The organism is Rhodococcus sp. IEGM1339 (assembly GCF_050321925.1).
Lineage (GTDB): Bacteria > Actinomycetota > Actinomycetes > Mycobacteriales > Mycobacteriaceae > Rhodococcus > Rhodococcus pyridinivorans.
In genome coordinates this window covers 133,345-149,878 of sequence record NZ_JBNQFT010000002.1, presented here as the reverse complement: position 1 = coordinate 149,878, position 16,534 = coordinate 133,345, and the positions used below count along the sequence as shown (strand labels likewise).

Annotated in this window: 13 protein-coding genes; 5 read left to right on the top strand and 8 right to left on the bottom strand. The window is 68.4% G+C overall.

Going from position 1 to position 16,534, the window contains the following annotated elements:
- Window positions 1-68: 68 nt before the first annotated feature.
- On the bottom strand, window positions 69-1,712 hold the full coding sequence (locus tag ACQR3U_RS03350) for an FAD-binding dehydrogenase (protein ID WP_230809699.1): 1,644 nt from the start codon (window positions 1,710-1,712) through the stop codon (window positions 69-71).
- A gap of 58 nt (window positions 1,713-1,770) precedes the next feature.
- Window positions 1,771-2,475, bottom strand: a complete 705-nt coding sequence (locus tag ACQR3U_RS03345; protein WP_024103003.1) for a DUF2334 domain-containing protein — start codon at window positions 2,473-2,475, stop codon at window positions 1,771-1,773.
- 218 nt (window positions 2,476-2,693) lie between these two features.
- Here ACQR3U_RS03345 and ACQR3U_RS03340 point away from each other — a divergent pair, with 218 nt between their 5' ends.
- A complete protein-coding gene (locus tag ACQR3U_RS03340) occupies window positions 2,694-4,739 on the top strand; it encodes an FAD-dependent oxidoreductase (protein WP_230809814.1) in 2,046 nt (681 codons plus the stop codon).
- A gap of 82 nt (window positions 4,740-4,821) precedes the next feature.
- Here the strand turns inward: ACQR3U_RS03340 and bluB are convergent, their stop codons facing one another.
- The 3 genes from bluB to ACQR3U_RS03325 all read right to left on the bottom strand — a co-directional run bounded on the left by bluB (window position 4,822) and on the right by ACQR3U_RS03325 (window position 7,570).
- The gene (gene bluB / locus ACQR3U_RS03335) at window positions 4,822-5,481 is read right to left on the bottom strand and encodes a 5,6-dimethylbenzimidazole synthase (RefSeq protein ID WP_230809698.1); all 660 of its coding nucleotides are present in this window, start codon (window positions 5,479-5,481) and stop codon (window positions 4,822-4,824) included.
- A gap of 1 nt (window position 5,482) precedes the next feature.
- Complete coding sequence (locus ACQR3U_RS03330; RefSeq protein ID WP_019290035.1) at window positions 5,483-5,977, bottom strand: glutathione peroxidase; 495 nt, start codon at window positions 5,975-5,977, stop codon at window positions 5,483-5,485.
- Window positions 5,978-6,205: 228 nt separating this feature from the next.
- Complete coding sequence (locus tag ACQR3U_RS03325) at window positions 6,206-7,570, bottom strand: cation:dicarboxylate symporter family transporter (RefSeq protein ID WP_033096838.1); 1,365 nt, start codon at window positions 7,568-7,570, stop codon at window positions 6,206-6,208.
- Between the two features lie 262 nt (window positions 7,571-7,832).
- Between ACQR3U_RS03325 and ACQR3U_RS03320 the strand changes: the two genes are divergently transcribed.
- Together ACQR3U_RS03320 and ACQR3U_RS03315 are read left to right on the top strand one after the other, a co-directional pair.
- Window positions 7,833-9,386 (top strand): ATP-binding protein, encoded by a 1,554-nt coding sequence (locus ACQR3U_RS03320; protein ID WP_230809697.1) that lies wholly within the window; start codon window positions 7,833-7,835, stop codon window positions 9,384-9,386.
- Window positions 9,383-10,075: a response regulator gene (locus ACQR3U_RS03315; RefSeq protein WP_006551834.1), complete on the top strand. Its 693-nt coding sequence runs from the start codon at window positions 9,383-9,385 to the stop codon at window positions 10,073-10,075. Before ACQR3U_RS03320 ends, ACQR3U_RS03315 begins: the two co-directional genes overlap by 4 nt.
- Before the next feature lie 83 nt (window positions 10,076-10,158).
- Here the strand turns inward: ACQR3U_RS03315 and ACQR3U_RS03310 are convergent, their stop codons facing one another.
- Both ACQR3U_RS03310 and ACQR3U_RS03305 read right to left on the bottom strand, forming a co-directional pair.
- Window positions 10,159-12,306, bottom strand: a complete 2,148-nt coding sequence (locus ACQR3U_RS03310; RefSeq protein ID WP_230809696.1) for a S9 family peptidase — start codon at window positions 12,304-12,306, stop codon at window positions 10,159-10,161.
- Window positions 12,307-12,312: 6 nt separating this feature from the next.
- Complete coding sequence (locus ACQR3U_RS03305; protein WP_230809695.1) at window positions 12,313-13,200, bottom strand: phosphoribosylaminoimidazolesuccinocarboxamide synthase; 888 nt, start codon at window positions 13,198-13,200, stop codon at window positions 12,313-12,315.
- Between the two features lie 108 nt (window positions 13,201-13,308).
- On the opposite strand from ACQR3U_RS03305, the gene ACQR3U_RS03300 reads away from it, so the two are divergent.
- Both ACQR3U_RS03300 and ACQR3U_RS03295 read left to right on the top strand, forming a co-directional pair.
- Window positions 13,309-14,742, top strand: coding sequence for an MDR family MFS transporter (locus ACQR3U_RS03300; RefSeq protein ID WP_094979470.1), 1,434 nt, complete (start codon window positions 13,309-13,311; stop codon window positions 14,740-14,742).
- 74 nt (window positions 14,743-14,816) lie between these two features.
- A complete protein-coding gene (locus tag ACQR3U_RS03295) occupies window positions 14,817-15,215 on the top strand; it encodes a hypothetical protein (RefSeq protein ID WP_006551838.1) in 399 nt (132 codons plus the stop codon).
- A gap of 68 nt (window positions 15,216-15,283) precedes the next feature.
- On the opposite strand, the gene entS is transcribed toward ACQR3U_RS03295, so the two are convergent.
- Window positions 15,284-16,534: an enterobactin transporter EntS gene (entS, locus tag ACQR3U_RS03290; RefSeq protein ID WP_024102995.1), complete on the bottom strand. Its 1,251-nt coding sequence runs from the start codon at window positions 16,532-16,534 to the stop codon at window positions 15,284-15,286.

Here is a 16,534-nt window from a genome sequence, read left to right as displayed (position 1 = left end):
GCGCGGGATGTTTCGCGCTCCTACGACCGTTTTGCGCTCTGCTGTCCCAGTCGACGCCAACGGGAGGTTCAGCGGGCGGCGGCGCGACCCGCCGCCCGGCCCGAGAAGATGCATCCGCCGAGGAAGGTGCCCTCGAGCGACCGGTAGCCGTGGACGCCGCCACCACCGAAGCCGGCGACCTCACCGGCGGCGAAGAGGCCGTCGAAGACCGACCCGTCCGACCGCAGCACGCGCGAGGACAGGTCGGTCTCGAGCCCGCCGAGCGTCTTGCGGGTGAGCAGGTGCAACTTGACCGCGATGAGCGGTCCGGCCTTGGGGTCGAGGATCCGGTGCGGCGCCGCGATGCGGACGACGCGGTCGGGTACGTAGGCCCGCGCCGAGCGCACCGTCGCGACCTGCAGGTCTTTGGTGTACTTGTTGTCCATCTCGCGGTCCCGGGCCTCGACCACCGAACGCACCTGCTCGTAGTCGAGCGGCGCCTCGGGGGTGAGTTCGTTCATGCCCGCCACGAGATCGGCGAGCGTGTCGCGGACGACGAAGTCGACACCGCGCTCCTTGAAGGCCTCGACCGGTCCGGGGGCACCCGACCTGACCCGCTGCAGCAGCAGGCGGAGGCTGCGCCCGGTGAGGTCGGGATTCTGCTCGGAGCCGGAGAGCCCGAACTCCTTCTCGATGATCTTCTGGTCGAGCACGAACCAGGTGTGGTCGTAACCCGTGCTCACGATGTACTCGAGGGTGCCGAGCGTGTCGAAGCCGGGGAACAACGGCACCGGCAACCGCTTGCCGGTGGCGTCGAGCCACAGCGACGACGGGCCGGGCAGGATGCGGATGCCGTGATCGGGCCACACCGGGTCGTAGTTGGTGATGCCCTCGGTGTAGTGCCACATGCGGTCGCGGTTGACGATGTTCCCGCCGGCCTTCTCGGTGATCTCGAGCATCCGGCCGTCGACGTGCGCGGGCACACCGCTGAGCATGTGCTTCGGCGGCTCCCCCATCCGCTTCGGCCAGTTCTTCTTCACGAGGTCGTAGTTGCCGCCGATCCCGCCGGAGGTGACGATCACGGCTCCGGCGGAGAACTTGAAGTCCCCGACGACGGTGCGGGAGGACGCCACGCCGCGCGCCGCGTCGGTGGGCTCGAGGATCGCTCCGCGCACACCGGTGGCGGCGCCGTCGGTGACGACGAGTTCGTCGACCCGGTGGCGGTGCTTCAGCGCGACGAGACCGCGTTCGACGCCTTCGCGGAGCTTGCGCTCGAAGATCTCGACGAGGCCCGGACCGGTACCCCAGGTGATGTGGAATCGCGGGACCGAGTTGCCGTGCCCTGCAGCGTCGTATCCGCCGCGTTCGGCCCAGTTGACCATCGGGAAGATCTTCAGCCCGCGCTGCTCGAGCCAGGCGTGCTTCTCCCCCGCGGCGAACTCGACGTAGGCCTGGGCCCAGCGCCGCGGCCAGCGGTCCTCGATCTCGCGGTCGAAGCCGGCGGTCCCCATCCAGTCCTGCAAGGCGAGTTCGTAGGAATCCTTGATCCCGAGTCGTCGCTGTTCGGGACTGTCGACGAAGAACAACCCACCGAACGACCAGAAGGCCTGCCCACCAATGTTGTTCGAGTTCTCCTGATCGACCAGCAGAACCTTGCGACCGGCGTCGATCAGTTCACCGACCGCCACGAGCCCCGCGAGTCCCGCCCCCACCACGATCACGTCAGCATCCATGGCCGCCAACATTACCGAGCGGATGCGGCGACCGGGAGCACCGGCGGGCCAGGCGGGATCACGCCACGCGGCTGTTCGACGGACGCGGCCGCCAGGCGTGGACGGTCGGTTCGGCACCGTGGTGCAGCGCGAGGTCGACGGCGTCGAGGATCGCCTGCCGGGGTCCGGACTCGGCGAGCCGGGGAGCGGCGATCGCCAGACGCAGCAGCTCCCCGCGCCGCGCCGTCCGCGACGCGCCCATCACCATCGCGCGGCAGCGCCACACGTCCGACCCCGCACCGTCACCGAGCGCGTACAGCCGCGTCTTCGTCACGGTGCCCGCCACCAGATCGTGGATCCCCGCGTTGTCCGCCATCATCCGGAAACCGACCTGCGGAAGTGCTGTCACTGCGCCCGGCGACGCGCGCCATCGCGGTGGTGCGAACAGCCGGGTGCGCAGTCCGGTCTCCTCGAGCACACGGTCGGCGGCGAGCAGGCGCAACCGTGCTTCGTGCTCGGGCAGCGTCGCGAACTCGGCGCGACGTCGCTTCGTCGCCGCCTGGTCGTAACCGTGCAGCACGATCGCGTCGCCGCCCTCGCGTCGCTCGAGCAGCCACTCCTGCGTCGCCGGATCCCGCACGAGGCGGTAGTGGTCTTTCAGGCGGGGTGCGACGAACAGCGACAACGGCACTCCACGCGCGTCTGTCTCACGGGCGAAGGCGTCCACGAGGTCGCGCGTGACGTCCCGGATCCCCGACACCGACACGATCATCCGTCCGCTCATGCCCCCGAGCCTGCTGCACTCGGGTGAACGGCGTCCTGCCCGACCGGGAAGTCCGGATGAAGACTCGGGCCGGCGATCCGCATCCCGTTCATCGGGACAGTGTCGACGGCCACACGGAGCCGGGCATACCGTCCGGGCGTGGCAGTCCCGAACCAGACCATACGCGCCTTCTCTCCCCCGGCACCATCGGGCCGATCACCCTGGACAACCGCGTGGTGATGCCCGCCATGGACATGAACCTCTGCGAGGACGGGGAGATCGAGCAGGGCGACATCGATCATTTCGTCGCCCGCGCGGCCGGAGGCACCGGGCTGATCGTCACCGGATGCTGCGCGGTCGCCTATCCGGCGGGATGCACCAGCACGAAGGAACCCGGCCTGTCCGAGGACCGGTTCATCCCCGGCCTCCGCGCACTGACCGACGCCGTCCACGAGGCCGGCAGCAAACTGTGCGTGCAGATGGTGCACCACGGCAAGGTCGCCCGTATCGACACCCTGCAGGGCCGGCCGCAGCTCGTGCCGAGCATCCCGAAGCCGCCGAGCGACATGAGCGCCATAGCCGACTGCACGCCCGCGGAACTGCAGCGCATGGCATCGATCCAGGGTGGCGCGCAGGCCACCTACAACGAGGCCTCCGAGAGCGACATCGAATGGTTGATCCGGATGTTCGCCGAGGCCGCGGGCCGGGTCGCCGCCGCCGGAGCGGACGCCGTCGAGATCCACGCCGCCCACAACTACGTGCTCGGCGCCTTCCTCAGCCGCTACACGAACCAGCGCACCGACGGATACGGCGGGTCGCTGGAGAACCGGGCCCGGCTGACCTGCGAGGTGATCCGCGCGGTCAAGGCCGAGGTCGGCGACCGCCTCGCCGTCATCGTGCGGCTGGCAGGGCAGGAATACGGTGAGACGGACGGCCTGACCGTCGAGGAATCCGCTGCTGCCGCAGTGCTGTTCGAGCAGGCCGGTGCCGATGCACTCCACGTCACTGGCACCGCGCTGAACGCGTTCGCGAATTTCACCGACGGCCCGTTGCCGGACAAGGTCGGCTACTACACCCACAACGCGGCGGTCATCAAGCGTGCGGTGTCGATCCCCGTCATCACCGTCGGCCGCATGCTGCCGGAGGTCGGCGAGCGAATGATCGCCGAGGGCGTCACCGACTTCGTCGCGATGGGACGTCAGTTGCTGGCCGATCCCGCGCTCGTCGCCAAGCTCAAGCAGGGCCGCAGCGAGCAGATCCGCCCGTGCATCAACTGCTATGTGTGCGTGCAGGAGAACTTCTGGGATGCCACGCCCATCTGTGCGGTCAATCCGGCGCTGGGCAACGAGACACTCGTGCCGTTCGTCCGCACTGCGGCGCCGAAGCACGTCGTCGTGGTGGGTGCCGGGCCGGGCGGCCTCGAGACTGCGCGGGTCGCCACCGAGCGCGGGCACCGCGTCACCGTCCTGGACAAGACCGACCGGCTGGGCGGGACCCTGTGGTTCTCGACCCTCACCACCCCCGACAACGAGCGGCTGCTGAAGTGGCTGACGGCCGAGGTCACCCGCCTCGGCATCGACGTGCGGCTCGGCGCCGAGGCCACCTCCGCATCGATCCGCGCCCTGAAGCCGGACGTGGTGGTCGTCGCGACGGGCGCCGTGCGGGAACGTCCCACCGTGCCGGGCGGGGACTTGCCGCACGTGCACACCGGCGACAGCATGCGTGCGCTCATGACGGGTGCGGGCGACGTCTCCGATCAGTCCCCGGTGCTGCGGGTGATGGGCCGGGTGGGCAGGCTCGCCGGTATCACCACGAGCCCTCGGAAGATCCGTGATCTGAGCCGGCGGTTCCTGCGTTTCCTGCCGATGGCGAAGGACGTCGTCGTGATCGGCGGCTCGCTCGTCGGGCTCGAACTCGCGGAGTTCATGGCCGAGCGGGGAAGCCGGGTGACGCTGCTCGCCGAGGGGAAGCAGCTCGGGGTGCCGATGGCGATGCCGCGCCGGTGGACCGCCGTCAAGCACGCGCGCGAGGTCGGCCTCGAGGTGCATCGTGGTGCGACGGTTCAGCGCATCACCCCGAAGACGGTGGAGTTCACCGTGGGTGGCGAGACGAAATCGGTACGCGCCCGCATGGTCGTGGTCGCGTCCGGTGTGTCGGCGGCAGCACCGCTCGCCGACGAACTGGCCGGCTCGGACGTCGATGTCCGCGTCGTCGGGGACGCGGGTCGGGTCGACTACATCGAGGGCGCCATCCACAGTGCCTGGAAGGTCGCGACCGAACTCTGAAAACAGGCAGGTGGCGACCGATCTGTGAAACAGCGGGTGGCGGCCGGCTCGCGCACTCACGAACCGGTCGCCACCCGTCGGATCAGGCTTCCCGGTCACCCGGCGCCGCGAACCTGTCGCGGTGCACGGCCTCCTCGAGCTGGCGCCCCTTGCGCCAGCCGAACCGTTCGAGGTCGGGTATCTCCTGGAGCCGCGTGACCGGCCCGACACACAGCCACGCGATGGGACGCACGGGTGCGCTCACTCCGACGAAGTCGGCGAGGAAGTCCTCCTCGTAGAACGACACCCATCCCACGCCGAGGCCCTCGGCGGTCGCGGCGAGCCACAGGTTCTGGATCGCCAGCACGGCCGAGAACAGGCCGGATTCGTCGATGGTGTGACGGCCGAGGATGTGCTTGCCGCCGCGTTCGGGGTCGTAGGTGACGACGACGCCGGTCCCCGATTCGACGATGCCTTCGATCTTGATGGGGTCGAAGGTGTTCTTCCGGTCCTCGGGGAGCGAGTCGGCGAACGCCTGCCGGCAACCGGCGACGTGCTCGGCGAACTCCTTCAGCCGCTGTTCGTCCTGTACGACGACGAAGTCCCAGGGCTGGGTGTTGCCGACACTGGGTGCGTGATGGGCGGCCCGCAGGATGCGCATCAGCGTGTCCTCGTCGAGCCGTTCCCCGCTGAATTCTGCACGGACGTCGCGACGCATGCGGATGATGTCGTACAGCGCGTCCCGCGCTTCTGTGCCGAACATGTCAGGCCGGCAGGATCTCTTCGAGGGCGTCGAGGATCTCGGGCGCATCCGGTTCCGTGCGGGGACGGAAGCGCGCGGCGACCGTGCCGTCGGGAGCGATGAGGAACTTCTCGAAGTTCCACTGGATGTCGCCGGCCTCGCCGGAGGCATCCGGGTGCTTGGTGAGCTCGGCGTAGAGCGGATGCCGGTTCTCGCCGTTGACCTCGATCTTCTCGAGCAGCGGGAAGGTCACGCCGTAGGTGGCGGAGCAGAACTCCTGGATCTCCTCCGGCGTTCCGGGCTCCTGACCCATGAACTGATTGCACGGCACGCCCACGACGAACAGTCCGCGGTCGCGGTATTCCTGCGCGAGCTTCTCGAGCGCCGTGTACTGCGGGGTCAGGCCGCACTTGGACGCGACGTTGACGACGAGTACCGCGTGGCCCTCGTACGAGCCGAGATTCGTGGGTTCACCCGAGAGGGTGTTGATCGGGATGTCCTGGAGAGGCGTGGTCATGCATCCAAACTATCGTGTGCCCGATCACTCCCCCGAACATCGGCGTGCTACATCTTCTCCCCCGGCAGCGCGGCGGCCTGTCTCACCCACTTCCGGACCTTCTCCTCGTCGAGGTCCTCGAGCCGGCGGATGTCGTGATAACGCCGCCGGCGCGTAGTCGCTACAGAAATAGCTGTCCGCTACGGAAAATTTCCGTAGCGGACAGCCATCGTCGTAGCGGATGCCGGATCAGACGGACACCTTCTCCAGCTTCGCCGGTTCGCGCTCGGGGGCGGGCTCGTGATCGTCGACCATCATGCTTTCGTCGAACGGCAGCCGTCCGCTGAGCACCTCGTCGACGCGGTCACGGTCCACCGACTTGGTCCACGTGCCGATGAGCAGGGTCGCGATGGCGTTGCCGGAGAAGTTGGTGACGGCACGCGCCTCGGACATGAACCGGTCGACACCGACGATCAGGCCGACACCGTCGAGCAGGTCGGGGCGGTGGCTCTGCAGACCGCCGGCCAGCGTCGCCAGACCGGCACCGGTGACCCCGGCCGCACCCTTCGAGGCGACGATCATGAACAGCAGGAGCGAGATCTGCTCACCCATGTTCAGGGGACTGCCCATCGCGTCGGACACGAACAGGGCGGCCATCGTCAGGTAGATCGCGGTGCCGTCCAGGTTGAACGAGTAACCGGTGGGCACGACCACGCCGACGGTGGTGCGCTGGACACCGAGGTGCTCCATCTTGGCGATCAGACGCGGCAGCGCGGACTCCGACGACGACGTCGCGAAGATGAGGAGGTACTCGCGGGCGAGGTACTTCACGAGCTTGAACACCGAGACACCGGAGACCGCTCGCAGCAACGATCCGAGAACACCGAAGACGAACACGACGCACGTGAGGTAGAAGGCGATCATCAGAACACCGAGCTGCAGGACCGCGCTCAGACCGGTCTGGCCGACGACGTTGGCGATGGCACCGAAGGCACCGATCGGGGCGAGCCACAGGATCATCGTCAGGATGCGGAAGACCAGCTTCTGCAGGTGGCCGATGCCCCGCAGGATCGGTTCACCCGACTTGCCGATGCCCTGGATGGCGAAGCCGACGAGCAGCGCCACGAACAGGGTCTGCAGGACGCTGCCCTCGGTCAGTGCGGACAACAGGGAGGTGGGGATGATCGACGCGATGAAGTCGACGGTGCCGCCGGCGGCATGCGCCTTCTCGGCGAGTTCGGCACCCGAGCCGGCGTTGGCCGGATCGAGGGTGAGCCCCGAGCCCGGGTCGAGCAGGTTGCCCACACCCAGGCCGATTGCGAGGGCCACGGTCGACATGCCCACGAAGTAGATCAGCGCGAGTCCACCGATCCGGCCGACGCTCGCCGCTGCCCGGACCGACCCGATGCCGAGCACGATGGTGCAGAAGATCACCGGGCTGATCATCATCTTGATCAGGTCGACGAACATGGTGCCGAGGACACCGAGCGACTTGCCCGTCTCGGGGGCCAGCCATCCGACGGCGATACCGGCGACGACGGCGATGATGACGCCGATGTACAGCCAGTGGGTACGGTCGCGGCGTTTCTCGCCCCGCACGGTTGTGGTGCTCATGGAGTGCCCTTCGATCATGCGCGGGCTCGTCGCGCGATGTTCACGGATAACGGGATGCGGTGACGCACCGGCGAGGACTCGGGAATCGACCGTGGTTCGGTCGGGTACTACGGGACCCTGGTAGGGGCCGCTCCGCGCCCGGGTGGTGACCGGCATCACGTCCACATAAGGACATGGTGGTGGCCGGGTCGCCGCGGGAGAAGTTTGTGTACATAGTGTTCACGGGAGGTGAACGGTGAACCGTCGCCAGGCGAGACCGCCGATGAGCGTGGCGGGCCAGCTGCTCATCCTCCAGCTGGTGGTGTTCACGGTGATAGCGATCGTGGCGGGTGCGCTCATCGTCGTCGACGAACGCCGCGACGCCGACGAGGCCACGCGCCGCACCGTGACGGATATCGCAGTGACAGCCGCGCTCTTCCCGGAGGTCGCGGACGGGTTGCTCTCCCCCGATCCGACCGCAGCGCTCCAGCCCCGCGCCGAGCAGATCCGCGAGGCGACAGGGGTGGACTTCGTCGTCGTCGTGGACCCCGAGGGCATCCGCGTGACACATCCGGTGCCGGAGCAGATCGGGTTGCCGTACACGGGCCACACCGATGAGGCCCGTTCGGGCACGCCGTTCACCGAGACGTACACGGGCAGCCTCGGATCGTCGATCCGCACCATCGCGCCGGTCTACGACGACGGCACGCTCGTCGGATTCGTGTCGGTCGGGGTGACACGGGAGAGGATCGCCGAGAACTTCGTGCGGAGCCTTCCGGGCATCGTCGGCCTGGTGGCGGCCGGGCTCGTGGTCACCGCGGCGGGCGGATACCTGATCGCGCGGCGCCTGCGCCGTCAGACCCTCGGGCTCGATCCCGACCAGCTGCGGCGCATGTACGAACACCACGACGCCGTCCTGCACTCGATCGGTGAAGGGCTGCTGGTGTTCGGTGGAGCACCCGGCGCCTCACCGCAGGTCGACGTCGTCAACGACGAGGCACGCCGCCTGCTCGGCCTTCCCCCGACCGGGCCGGTCCCCTTCGACGCCCTGCCCGAGACACTGCGCGAACTCGCAACCACCGGCGAGGCACGCGACGAGGTGCACCTGACGCGCGACCGCACCCTCGTCGTCAACAGCGACGCGGTGAACTGGAACGAGCGCCGCATCGGCACCGTCGTCACCCTCCGCGACCACACCGAGTTGCGCGGTGTCCTCGGTGAACTCGACTCGGTCCGCGGATTCGCCGAGTCGCTGCGGGCGCAGGCCCACGAGTCGGCGAACCGTCTGCACACCATCGTCACGATGGTCGAACTCGGCCGGACGGAGGACGCGGTCGCGTTCGCGACGCAGGAACTGGCGGTCTCCCAGCACCTGATCGACAGGTTGACAAGTGCCATCCACGAGCCGGCGCTGTCGGCGTTGCTGCTCGGCAAGATCGACGCGGCGGCCGAGCGAGGTGTGGAACTGACCGTCACCGACGACACGGAACTGGGCCCGGTTCCGTCCATCCCGGCGCGCGATATCGTCACCCTCGTCGGGAATCTCATCGACAACGCCATCGACGCCTCCCATGCGTCGGACGACCCATGGGTGGAGGTGACTGTGCGTCGGGACGATTCGTCGATGATCGTCGAGGTCGCCGACAGCGGGCCGGGGATGTCGCCGGAGGTGCTGGCCCAGGCCATGCAGCGCGGCTACTCCACCAAGTCCGAGCAGCGCGGCCTCGGACTCGCACTCGTCGCCCAGGTCGTGGCGCGTCACGGGGGAACTCTGCGCACCGAACCGTCGCTGGGTTCGATGATCGTCGCCGTGATCCCCTTGGAGAGCCGGTCGTGATCCGGGTGCTCGTCGTCGAGGACGAACCTCTCATCGCCGAGGCCCACCGCGAATACGTCGGGAGGGTGGACGGATTCGAGGTGGTAGGTGTCGCGCACACGGGTAGCGACGCCGTGCGGGCGGTCGCGTCGGCTGCGCGGGTGGGCACACCGGTGGATCTGGTGCTGCTCGACATCGGGCTCCCCGACACGAGCGGCCTCGAAGTGGCTGCACGCCTGAGCGCCGGTCGTCCGAGTCCCGACATCATCGCCGTCACGTCGAACCGCGATCTGGAGGTCGTGCGGACGGCGGTCGCGCGGGGTGTGGTGCTGTATCTGCTCAAGCCGTTCACCTTCGCGGCACTGCAGGACAAGCTCGAACAGTACGTGGCCTACCGCTCGGCGTTGCGCGACGCCGAGACCGCGGCGGGCCAGCACGATATCGATCGCGCCATGTCGGCTCTGCGCACGAGCAGTTCCCGTCCGTCCACACCCAAGGGCATCTCCCCCGACACGCTGTCGAAGATCACCGATTTCCTTCATCACGCCGACGGGCCGCGAACCGCTGCGGAAGTCGGATCGGCCGTGGGGGTCTCACGCGTGACGGCGTGGCGTTACCTCGAACGGCTCGCCGACGACGGAGCCGCGACCCGCATCACCGAGTACGGCCGCGCCGGCCGGCCTCAGGTCCGGTACGAACTGCGCAGGTGAGCGGTCTGCTATCGGCTACACAGTTCGTCATTCGCGTCGGCAATTGCTGCGGCGAATAGCGAGAACGCGAGCGGATACCGAGCTCAGCCCGCAGCGGTCTCCGCGCGGCAGGCGCCCGACGTCTCGAGCACCCACGCGAACTCGAACGCGACCTCGCGCCACTTCTCGTACCGGCCCGACACACCGCCGTGTCCCGCGCTCATCTCCGTCTTGAGCAGCAACGGCGCATCGCCGGTCTTCGTCGCGCGCAGCTTGGCGACCCACTTGGCGGGTTCGACGTAGAGCACGCGCGTGTCGTTGATGCTGGTGATCGCGAGGATCGCCGGGTAATCCTTGGCCTCGACGTTCTCGTAGGGGCTGTACGAGCGCATGTACTCGTACACCTCTGGGTTCTCGAGCGGGTTGCCCCACTCGTCCCATTCGATCACCGTGAGCGGCAAGGACGGATCGAGGATCGACGTGAGCGGGTCGACGAACGGGACGTTCGCGAGGATGCCCGCGAACAGCTCGGGTGCGATGTTCGCGACCGCACCCATGAGCAGGCCACCGGCACTGCCGCCGTCGGCGACCAGCTTCTCCGGGCTCGTGACGCCGGCGTCGATCAGGTGCCGCGCGCACGCCACGAAGTCGGTGAAGGTGTTCTTCTTCGTCAGCGACTTGCCGTTCTCGTACCAGTGCCGGCCCATCTCGCCGCCGCCGCGCACGTGCGCGACCGCGAAGACCATGCCCCGGTCGAGCAGCGACAGGCGTGCGACGGAGAAGGCCGGGTCGATGCTCACTTCGTACGAGCCGTAGCCGTACAGCAGCGTGGGCGCGTTCTCGGGGGTGCCCTTGCGCGCGACGATCGACAGCGGGATCTTCGTGCCGTCCTCGGCGGTCGCCCACTCGCGGCGCTGCTCGTAGAGCGTCGGGTCGAACTCGCCGAGCACCGGCTGCGACTTGAGCAGCTTCAGCTCACCGGTGCTCACGGTGTAGTCGTAGACCCGGCTCGGGGTGATGAACGACGTGTAGCCCAGACGCAGTGTGGGCTGGGTCCATTCGGGGTTCGCGCCCGGTCCGACGGCGAAGAGTTCCTCGTCGAACTCTAGTTCGGTGAGCTTGCCGTAGCCCTCGTCGGTCAACGGCCACACCGCGAGTCGGGTGAGGGCTTCGCGGCGGTAGCCGAGCACGAGGTGTCCCTCGAACGCGTCGACGTCCTCGAGGCGCACGTCGTGCCGGTGCTCGATCAGGGTGCGCAGCGCGGACGGGTCGTCGACGGGAGCCTCGGCGAGGACGAAGTTCTCGGCCTTCTTCCCCGTCTCGGGGTCGACGTCGTTGTGCAGGATCAGGAAGCGGTCCTCACCGGCGATCACGGCGTGCTCGGCACCGTACTCGACACCTTCGCGGCGCGGCAGGATCACACGGAATTCGCCTGTGGGGTTCTCGGATTCGAGCACCCATCCCTCGGTGGTGATCTTCGAGCCGACCCAGATCATGAGGTACTTCTCGCTGCGGGTCGAACCGATCGACACCCAGTACCGCTCGTCGGGTTCGTGGAAGACCTTCACGTCCTCGTCGACGGAGGTGCCGAGCTTGTGCCGCCAGACGGTGTCGGGCCGCCACGACTCGTCGACCGTCTGGTAGAAGACGTGGCTGTGGTCGAGCGCCCACGTCGCTCCCGGTGCGGTGCCGGGGATCTCGTCCGCCCGCATCTCACCGGTGGTGAGGTCCTTGATGCGCAGGGTGTAGCGCTCGTCGCCCACGACGTCGGTCGAGTACGCGAGCAGCGTGCCGTCGTGGCTGATCGAGAACGCCCCGAGCGAGAAGAACTCGTGCCCTTCCGACTCGACGTTGCCGTCGAGGAGCACCTGCTCGCCGGGGAGTTCCACACCAGGCGTGACGTCGGGCGGTGTCCAGTCGTCGGCGTCGGCGATCGGGCACCGGCACTGGATCGCGTACTGCTTGCCCTCGACGGTGCGGGCGTAGTACCACCAGTCACCCATCCGGGTGGGGACCGACATGTCGGTCTCCTGGGTGCGCGACCTGATCTCCTCGAAGATCGCCTCACGCAGCGGAGCGAGATGTTCCGTCTGCGCCTCGGTGTACGAGTTCTCCGCTTCCAGGTACGCGACGACCTCGGGGTCGTTCTTGTCGCGCAGCCATTCGTAGTCGTCGACGAAGGTGTGCCCGTGATGGGTGCGCTCGAGCGGCACCTTCTTCGCGACCGGCGGAGTGATCTTCGAGGAGGTCATATGCGGTCAGCCGATCCAATCGTCGAAGGACAGTCCCGAAATACGTTCGTACGCCTCGATGTAGCGAGCTCGCGTCTTGTCGACGACGTGCTGCGGCAGCGGCGGGGGCGGGGTGTCGGAGGCGCGGTCCCAGCCCGATTCGGGTCCGGTGAGCCAGTTCCGGACGATCTGCTTGTCGAAGCTGGGCTGAACCTTGCCCTCCTCGTACTCGTTCGCGTCCCAGTAGCGGGACGAATCCGGGGTGAGGACCTCGTCGGCGAGCACCAGATTGCCGGCCTTGTCGAGACCGAACTCCAACTTGGTGTCGGCGAGCAGGATGCCGCGGTCGGACGCGTACATGGCGGCGCGGTCGTAGATATCGAGCGTGTCCTGGCGCAGCTTCATCGCCAGGTTCAGACCGACCTTCTCGACGACGTCGTCGAAGGAGATGTTCTCGTCGTGGTCGCCGAGCGCAGCCTTGCTGGCCGGGGTGAAGATCGGTTCGGGCAGTCTGCTGGCCTCGACGAGCCCCTGGGGCAGGGTGACACCGCAGACGGAGCACGTGGCTTGGTAGTCGAGCAGGCCGGAGCCGGTGAGGAAGCCTCGGGCGACGCACTCGACGGGCACCATCTCGAGGCGCTTGACCACGAGTGCGCGGCCGAGGACCTCCTCGGGGATACGCTCGTCGTCGGGTTCTCCCGCGAGGTGGTTGTTGGTGGCGTCGAGCAGCTTGAAGAAGAACACGCTCATCGCAGTGAGGACCCGCCCCTTGTCGGGGATCAGGGTCTCGAGCACGTGATCGTAGGCCGAGATCCGGTCACTGGCGACGAGGAGCAGGTGCTCGTCGTCGATCACGTACAGATCACGCACCTTGCCGCCGGCGAGGTGTTGGTAGGACTCGAGTGAAGGACGCACGCTGACACCCTAGTGCTCATCGAGTGGGCGTACCGCACCCCGTGGCGGATATCCCACTCGTTCACAGCCGGGTGGAACAACGAACGTACGAGTGGGAACAGGAGTGGCATGGCCGCATCATCGCGAGTGGACGTCGGGTTCGGGTCCGAGCGGGGCCCGATCCTCATCGCTCTGATGCTCGCCACCTCCCTCGTGGCGCTCGAGAGCACCATCCTGGCGACCGCGATCCCGACGATCGTCGCGGACCTGGGCGGCTTCACGCAGTTCCCGTGGTTGTTCTCCGCCTATCTGCTCACGCAGGCGGTGCTCGTCCCGGTCTACGGCAAACTCTCCGACGTCTTCGGCCGCACTCCGCTGTTGTTGTTCGGGATCGGGGTGTTTGCGGCGGGTTCGGTGCTGTGCGCGGTGGCGTGGAGCATGCCGGCGCTGATCGCGTTCCGCGCGGTGCAGGGACTCGGCGCCGGTGCGGTGCTGCCGATGGCACAGACGATCGCCGGGGACATCTACACGGTCGCCGAGCGCGCCAAGGCGCAGGGCTATCTCGCCAGTGTGTGGGGCATGTCGGCGGTGATCGGCCCGACCGTGGGCGGTGTCTTCGCAGACTTCCTGTCGTGGCGGTGGATCTTCTGGATCAACCTGCCGTTGTGTGCCCTCGCGGCGTGGGTGCTCGTCCGCAACTTCCGCGAGGACACGCCGTCGGGACCGCGACCGCGCGTGGACTGGGCCGGCGCGGCGACACTCGCGGTAGGCGCCGCCCTGCTGATCCTCGGCCTGCTCGAGGGCGGGCAGTCATGGGCGTGGACGTCGGCGACCGGGATCGGCATCTTCGCCGCCGGTGCAGCCCTGATCGCGGTGTTCGTGTGGATCGAGTCCCGCGCCGCCGAGCCGATTCTGCCGATCCGGCTGTTCACGCGACGTGTGCTGGTCACCACCAGCGCGGTGTCGTGCCTGGTGGGCGCGGTCGTGCTGGGTCTGACCTCGTACGTTCCGTCGTTCGTGCAGGGTTCGCTGGGGACCACGGCGCTCGTCGCGGGGTTCACGCTGGCGACGATGACGATCGGCTGGCCGATCGCGGCGGCGCAGTCGGGCCGGCTCTATCTGCGGATCGGTTTTCGCAACACCGGTCTGGTGGGTGCGGTGCCGCTGTTGTGCGGCGCGGCGCTGTTGACGCAGGTCGGGGTGGATTCGGCTCCCGGGGAGGTGGCGCTCTGCTGCGTGCTCGTGGGACTCGGGATGGGGTTGATCGCCAGTCCCGCGCTGATCGCGGCGCAGTCCAGCGTCGACTGGTCCGAGCGGGGCGTCGTCACGGGCGCGAACGCCTTCGCACGTGCGATCGGCAGCGCGGTGGGCGTGGCGGTGTTCGGTGCGCTGGCCAATGCAGCCCTCGGGGGCGCAGCGGCGGACGAGACCGTCACCGGAACTCCCGGTGCGGCGCAGTTGGCGGACTCGGTGGCGCCGGTGTTCGTCGCCGTTCTGGTCTGCGCCGTCCTGCTGGTGTCGTGCGTGTGCCTGATCCCGAACCGTCCGGCGGCGGCCGGGTAGGCGACACGCCGCGTGCCTATACCGTTACCTACGAGCTGTTTCGTATTCGCTCGAGATCGGGCACCATCTCTGCGGTGAGAACGACAAGCGGCGGCAAGGACACCATCGACGACGTGACGTACTTCCCCGTCGGAGCTGCGGAGCATGCTCTGCAGCGACTGGCACACGCTACGGCGATGCAGGACACGACGGATTACGAGTCGCTGCGCTCTGCCATGGACGCGGAGTACTTCTGGCGCGGTGTCGCCGAGACCTTCCGGATCGCCGACGAGGCGTTCCGGATCGTGTCGTCCGCGACACGCGACCGGCAGGACATCTGCGCGCACGTCATGGCACGCGCTGCCGACTGGGTGGGCACCATCGAACTCGCCACCGAGGGATCCCGGTTGTACGGCGCGCTCGTCGCTTACACCCAGGGCGTCAGCGAAGGGTATTCGGCCGTGGAGGCCTGGGCGCGCGACGGACGGGTATGACGCGAAAGCGCTGATCGACGCGAAGGCGGGGCCGGGGATCACCCCGGCCCCGCTCGTCGACCCGCAGGTCAGCCCACAGCTTCGAGATCGCCCGTGTCCTCGAACCGCCGCAGCGTCGGGGTCGCAACGAACATGATCGCGATGATCACCACACCGGCCACGCCGTAGATGGTCAGGGCCATCGAGATCGGCACCAGCGAGGCCACGACGCCCGCCGCGACCGCGCCGACGGAGGTACCGGCCGTCACCTGCGCGCCCCACACGGCCGCGATCCGTCCGCGGTACTCGTCGGAGGTGTTGCGCTGGACGGTCGCGTACCGCACGACGTCCGCGAGCGAGTCGCCGAAACCGTGCGCGGCCAGACCGAGCAGCACGACGGCGAGGACGCCGGTCGCGCCGGCACCCACCAGACCGGCGGCGGAGACCGCCATGAGCAGGTACACCACCAGCCCGTACCGGCGGATCGAGCCGGTCCAGCCGCTGGTCAGCGAGCCGACCACGGCTCCGACGGCGGGTGCGGTGTAGAGCAGGCCGACCACCGACGGTCCGACGCCGAGCACCTCGTCGGCGAACTCCGGGATCAGCACGGCCCAGCCGGACAGCAGCATCGCGAGGAATCCGACGATCAGCACCTGCCCCACCACGCGGTTGTGTGCCGCGTACCGGAAACCCGACACCACCGACTTCAGCGGTGATTCCTCCGCCACGTGCGTCGGCGGCAGCGACGGCAGGCGGGTGATGCAGAAGGTGGTGATCGCCGTGGTGAACGCCGCGAGCGCGTAGGCCACACCCACACCACCGGCGGCGATGACGACACCGCCGAGCGCCGGGCCGATCATGGAGCCGAGGTCGGCGGTCAGCGCCATGAGCGCGCCGGCCGCGGCGAGCTTGTCGCGCGGGATCAGGCTGGGGGTTACCGCCATGAGCGCGGTCGACGAGATCCCGCCCGCGATGCCGTCGACGACGGCGAGCACGTAGATCGCCCACATCTGCGGTTCGGGCAGGAACGCGTTGATCGCCAGCAGCGCGAAGGCGACGCCCGCGGTGCCGCGGGCGAGGGCGATGACGTTCCGCCGGTCGTACCGGTCGGCGAGCACCCCGCCCGCGAAGGTGGCCCCGAAGGTGGTCACACCGATCACCGCGGAGACGGCGGCGACCTGCGCCGTCGAGCCGGTGAGCTGGTACACCTGCACGGGCACGGCCACGATGAGGAAACCGAGACCGAACAGCGACACGACGCGTGCGGTGAACAGGTACCGGAACTCGCGGCTGGTCCGCAGCGGGTCGAGGTCGATGAGGAGCTTCTCGAAGACGGCCAC

Coding starts and splice junctions, on each gene's coding strand:
- ACQR3U_RS03350 (WP_230809699.1), bottom strand. CDS start 1,712: ATGGATGCTGACGTGATCGTGGTGGGGGCGGGACTCGCGGGGCTCGTG.
- ACQR3U_RS03345 (WP_024103003.1), bottom strand. CDS start 2,475: ATGAGCGGACGGATGATCGTGTCGGTGTCGGGGATCCGGGACGTCACG.
- ACQR3U_RS03340 (WP_230809814.1), top strand. CDS start 2,694: ATGCCCGCCATGGACATGAACCTCTGCGAGGACGGGGAGATCGAGCAG.
- bluB (WP_230809698.1), bottom strand. CDS start 5,481: ATGTTCGGCACAGAAGCGCGGGACGCGCTGTACGACATCATCCGCATG.
- ACQR3U_RS03330 (WP_019290035.1), bottom strand. CDS start 5,977: ATGACCACGCCTCTCCAGGACATCCCGATCAACACCCTCTCGGGTGAA.
- ACQR3U_RS03325 (WP_033096838.1), bottom strand. CDS start 7,570: ATGAGCACCACAACCGTGCGGGGCGAGAAACGCCGCGACCGTACCCAC.
- ACQR3U_RS03320 (WP_230809697.1), top strand. CDS start 7,833: ATGAGCGTGGCGGGCCAGCTGCTCATCCTCCAGCTGGTGGTGTTCACG.
- ACQR3U_RS03310 (WP_230809696.1), bottom strand. CDS start 12,306: ATGACCTCCTCGAAGATCACTCCGCCGGTCGCGAAGAAGGTGCCGCTC.
- ACQR3U_RS03300 (WP_094979470.1), top strand. CDS start 13,309: ATGGCCGCATCATCGCGAGTGGACGTCGGGTTCGGGTCCGAGCGGGGC.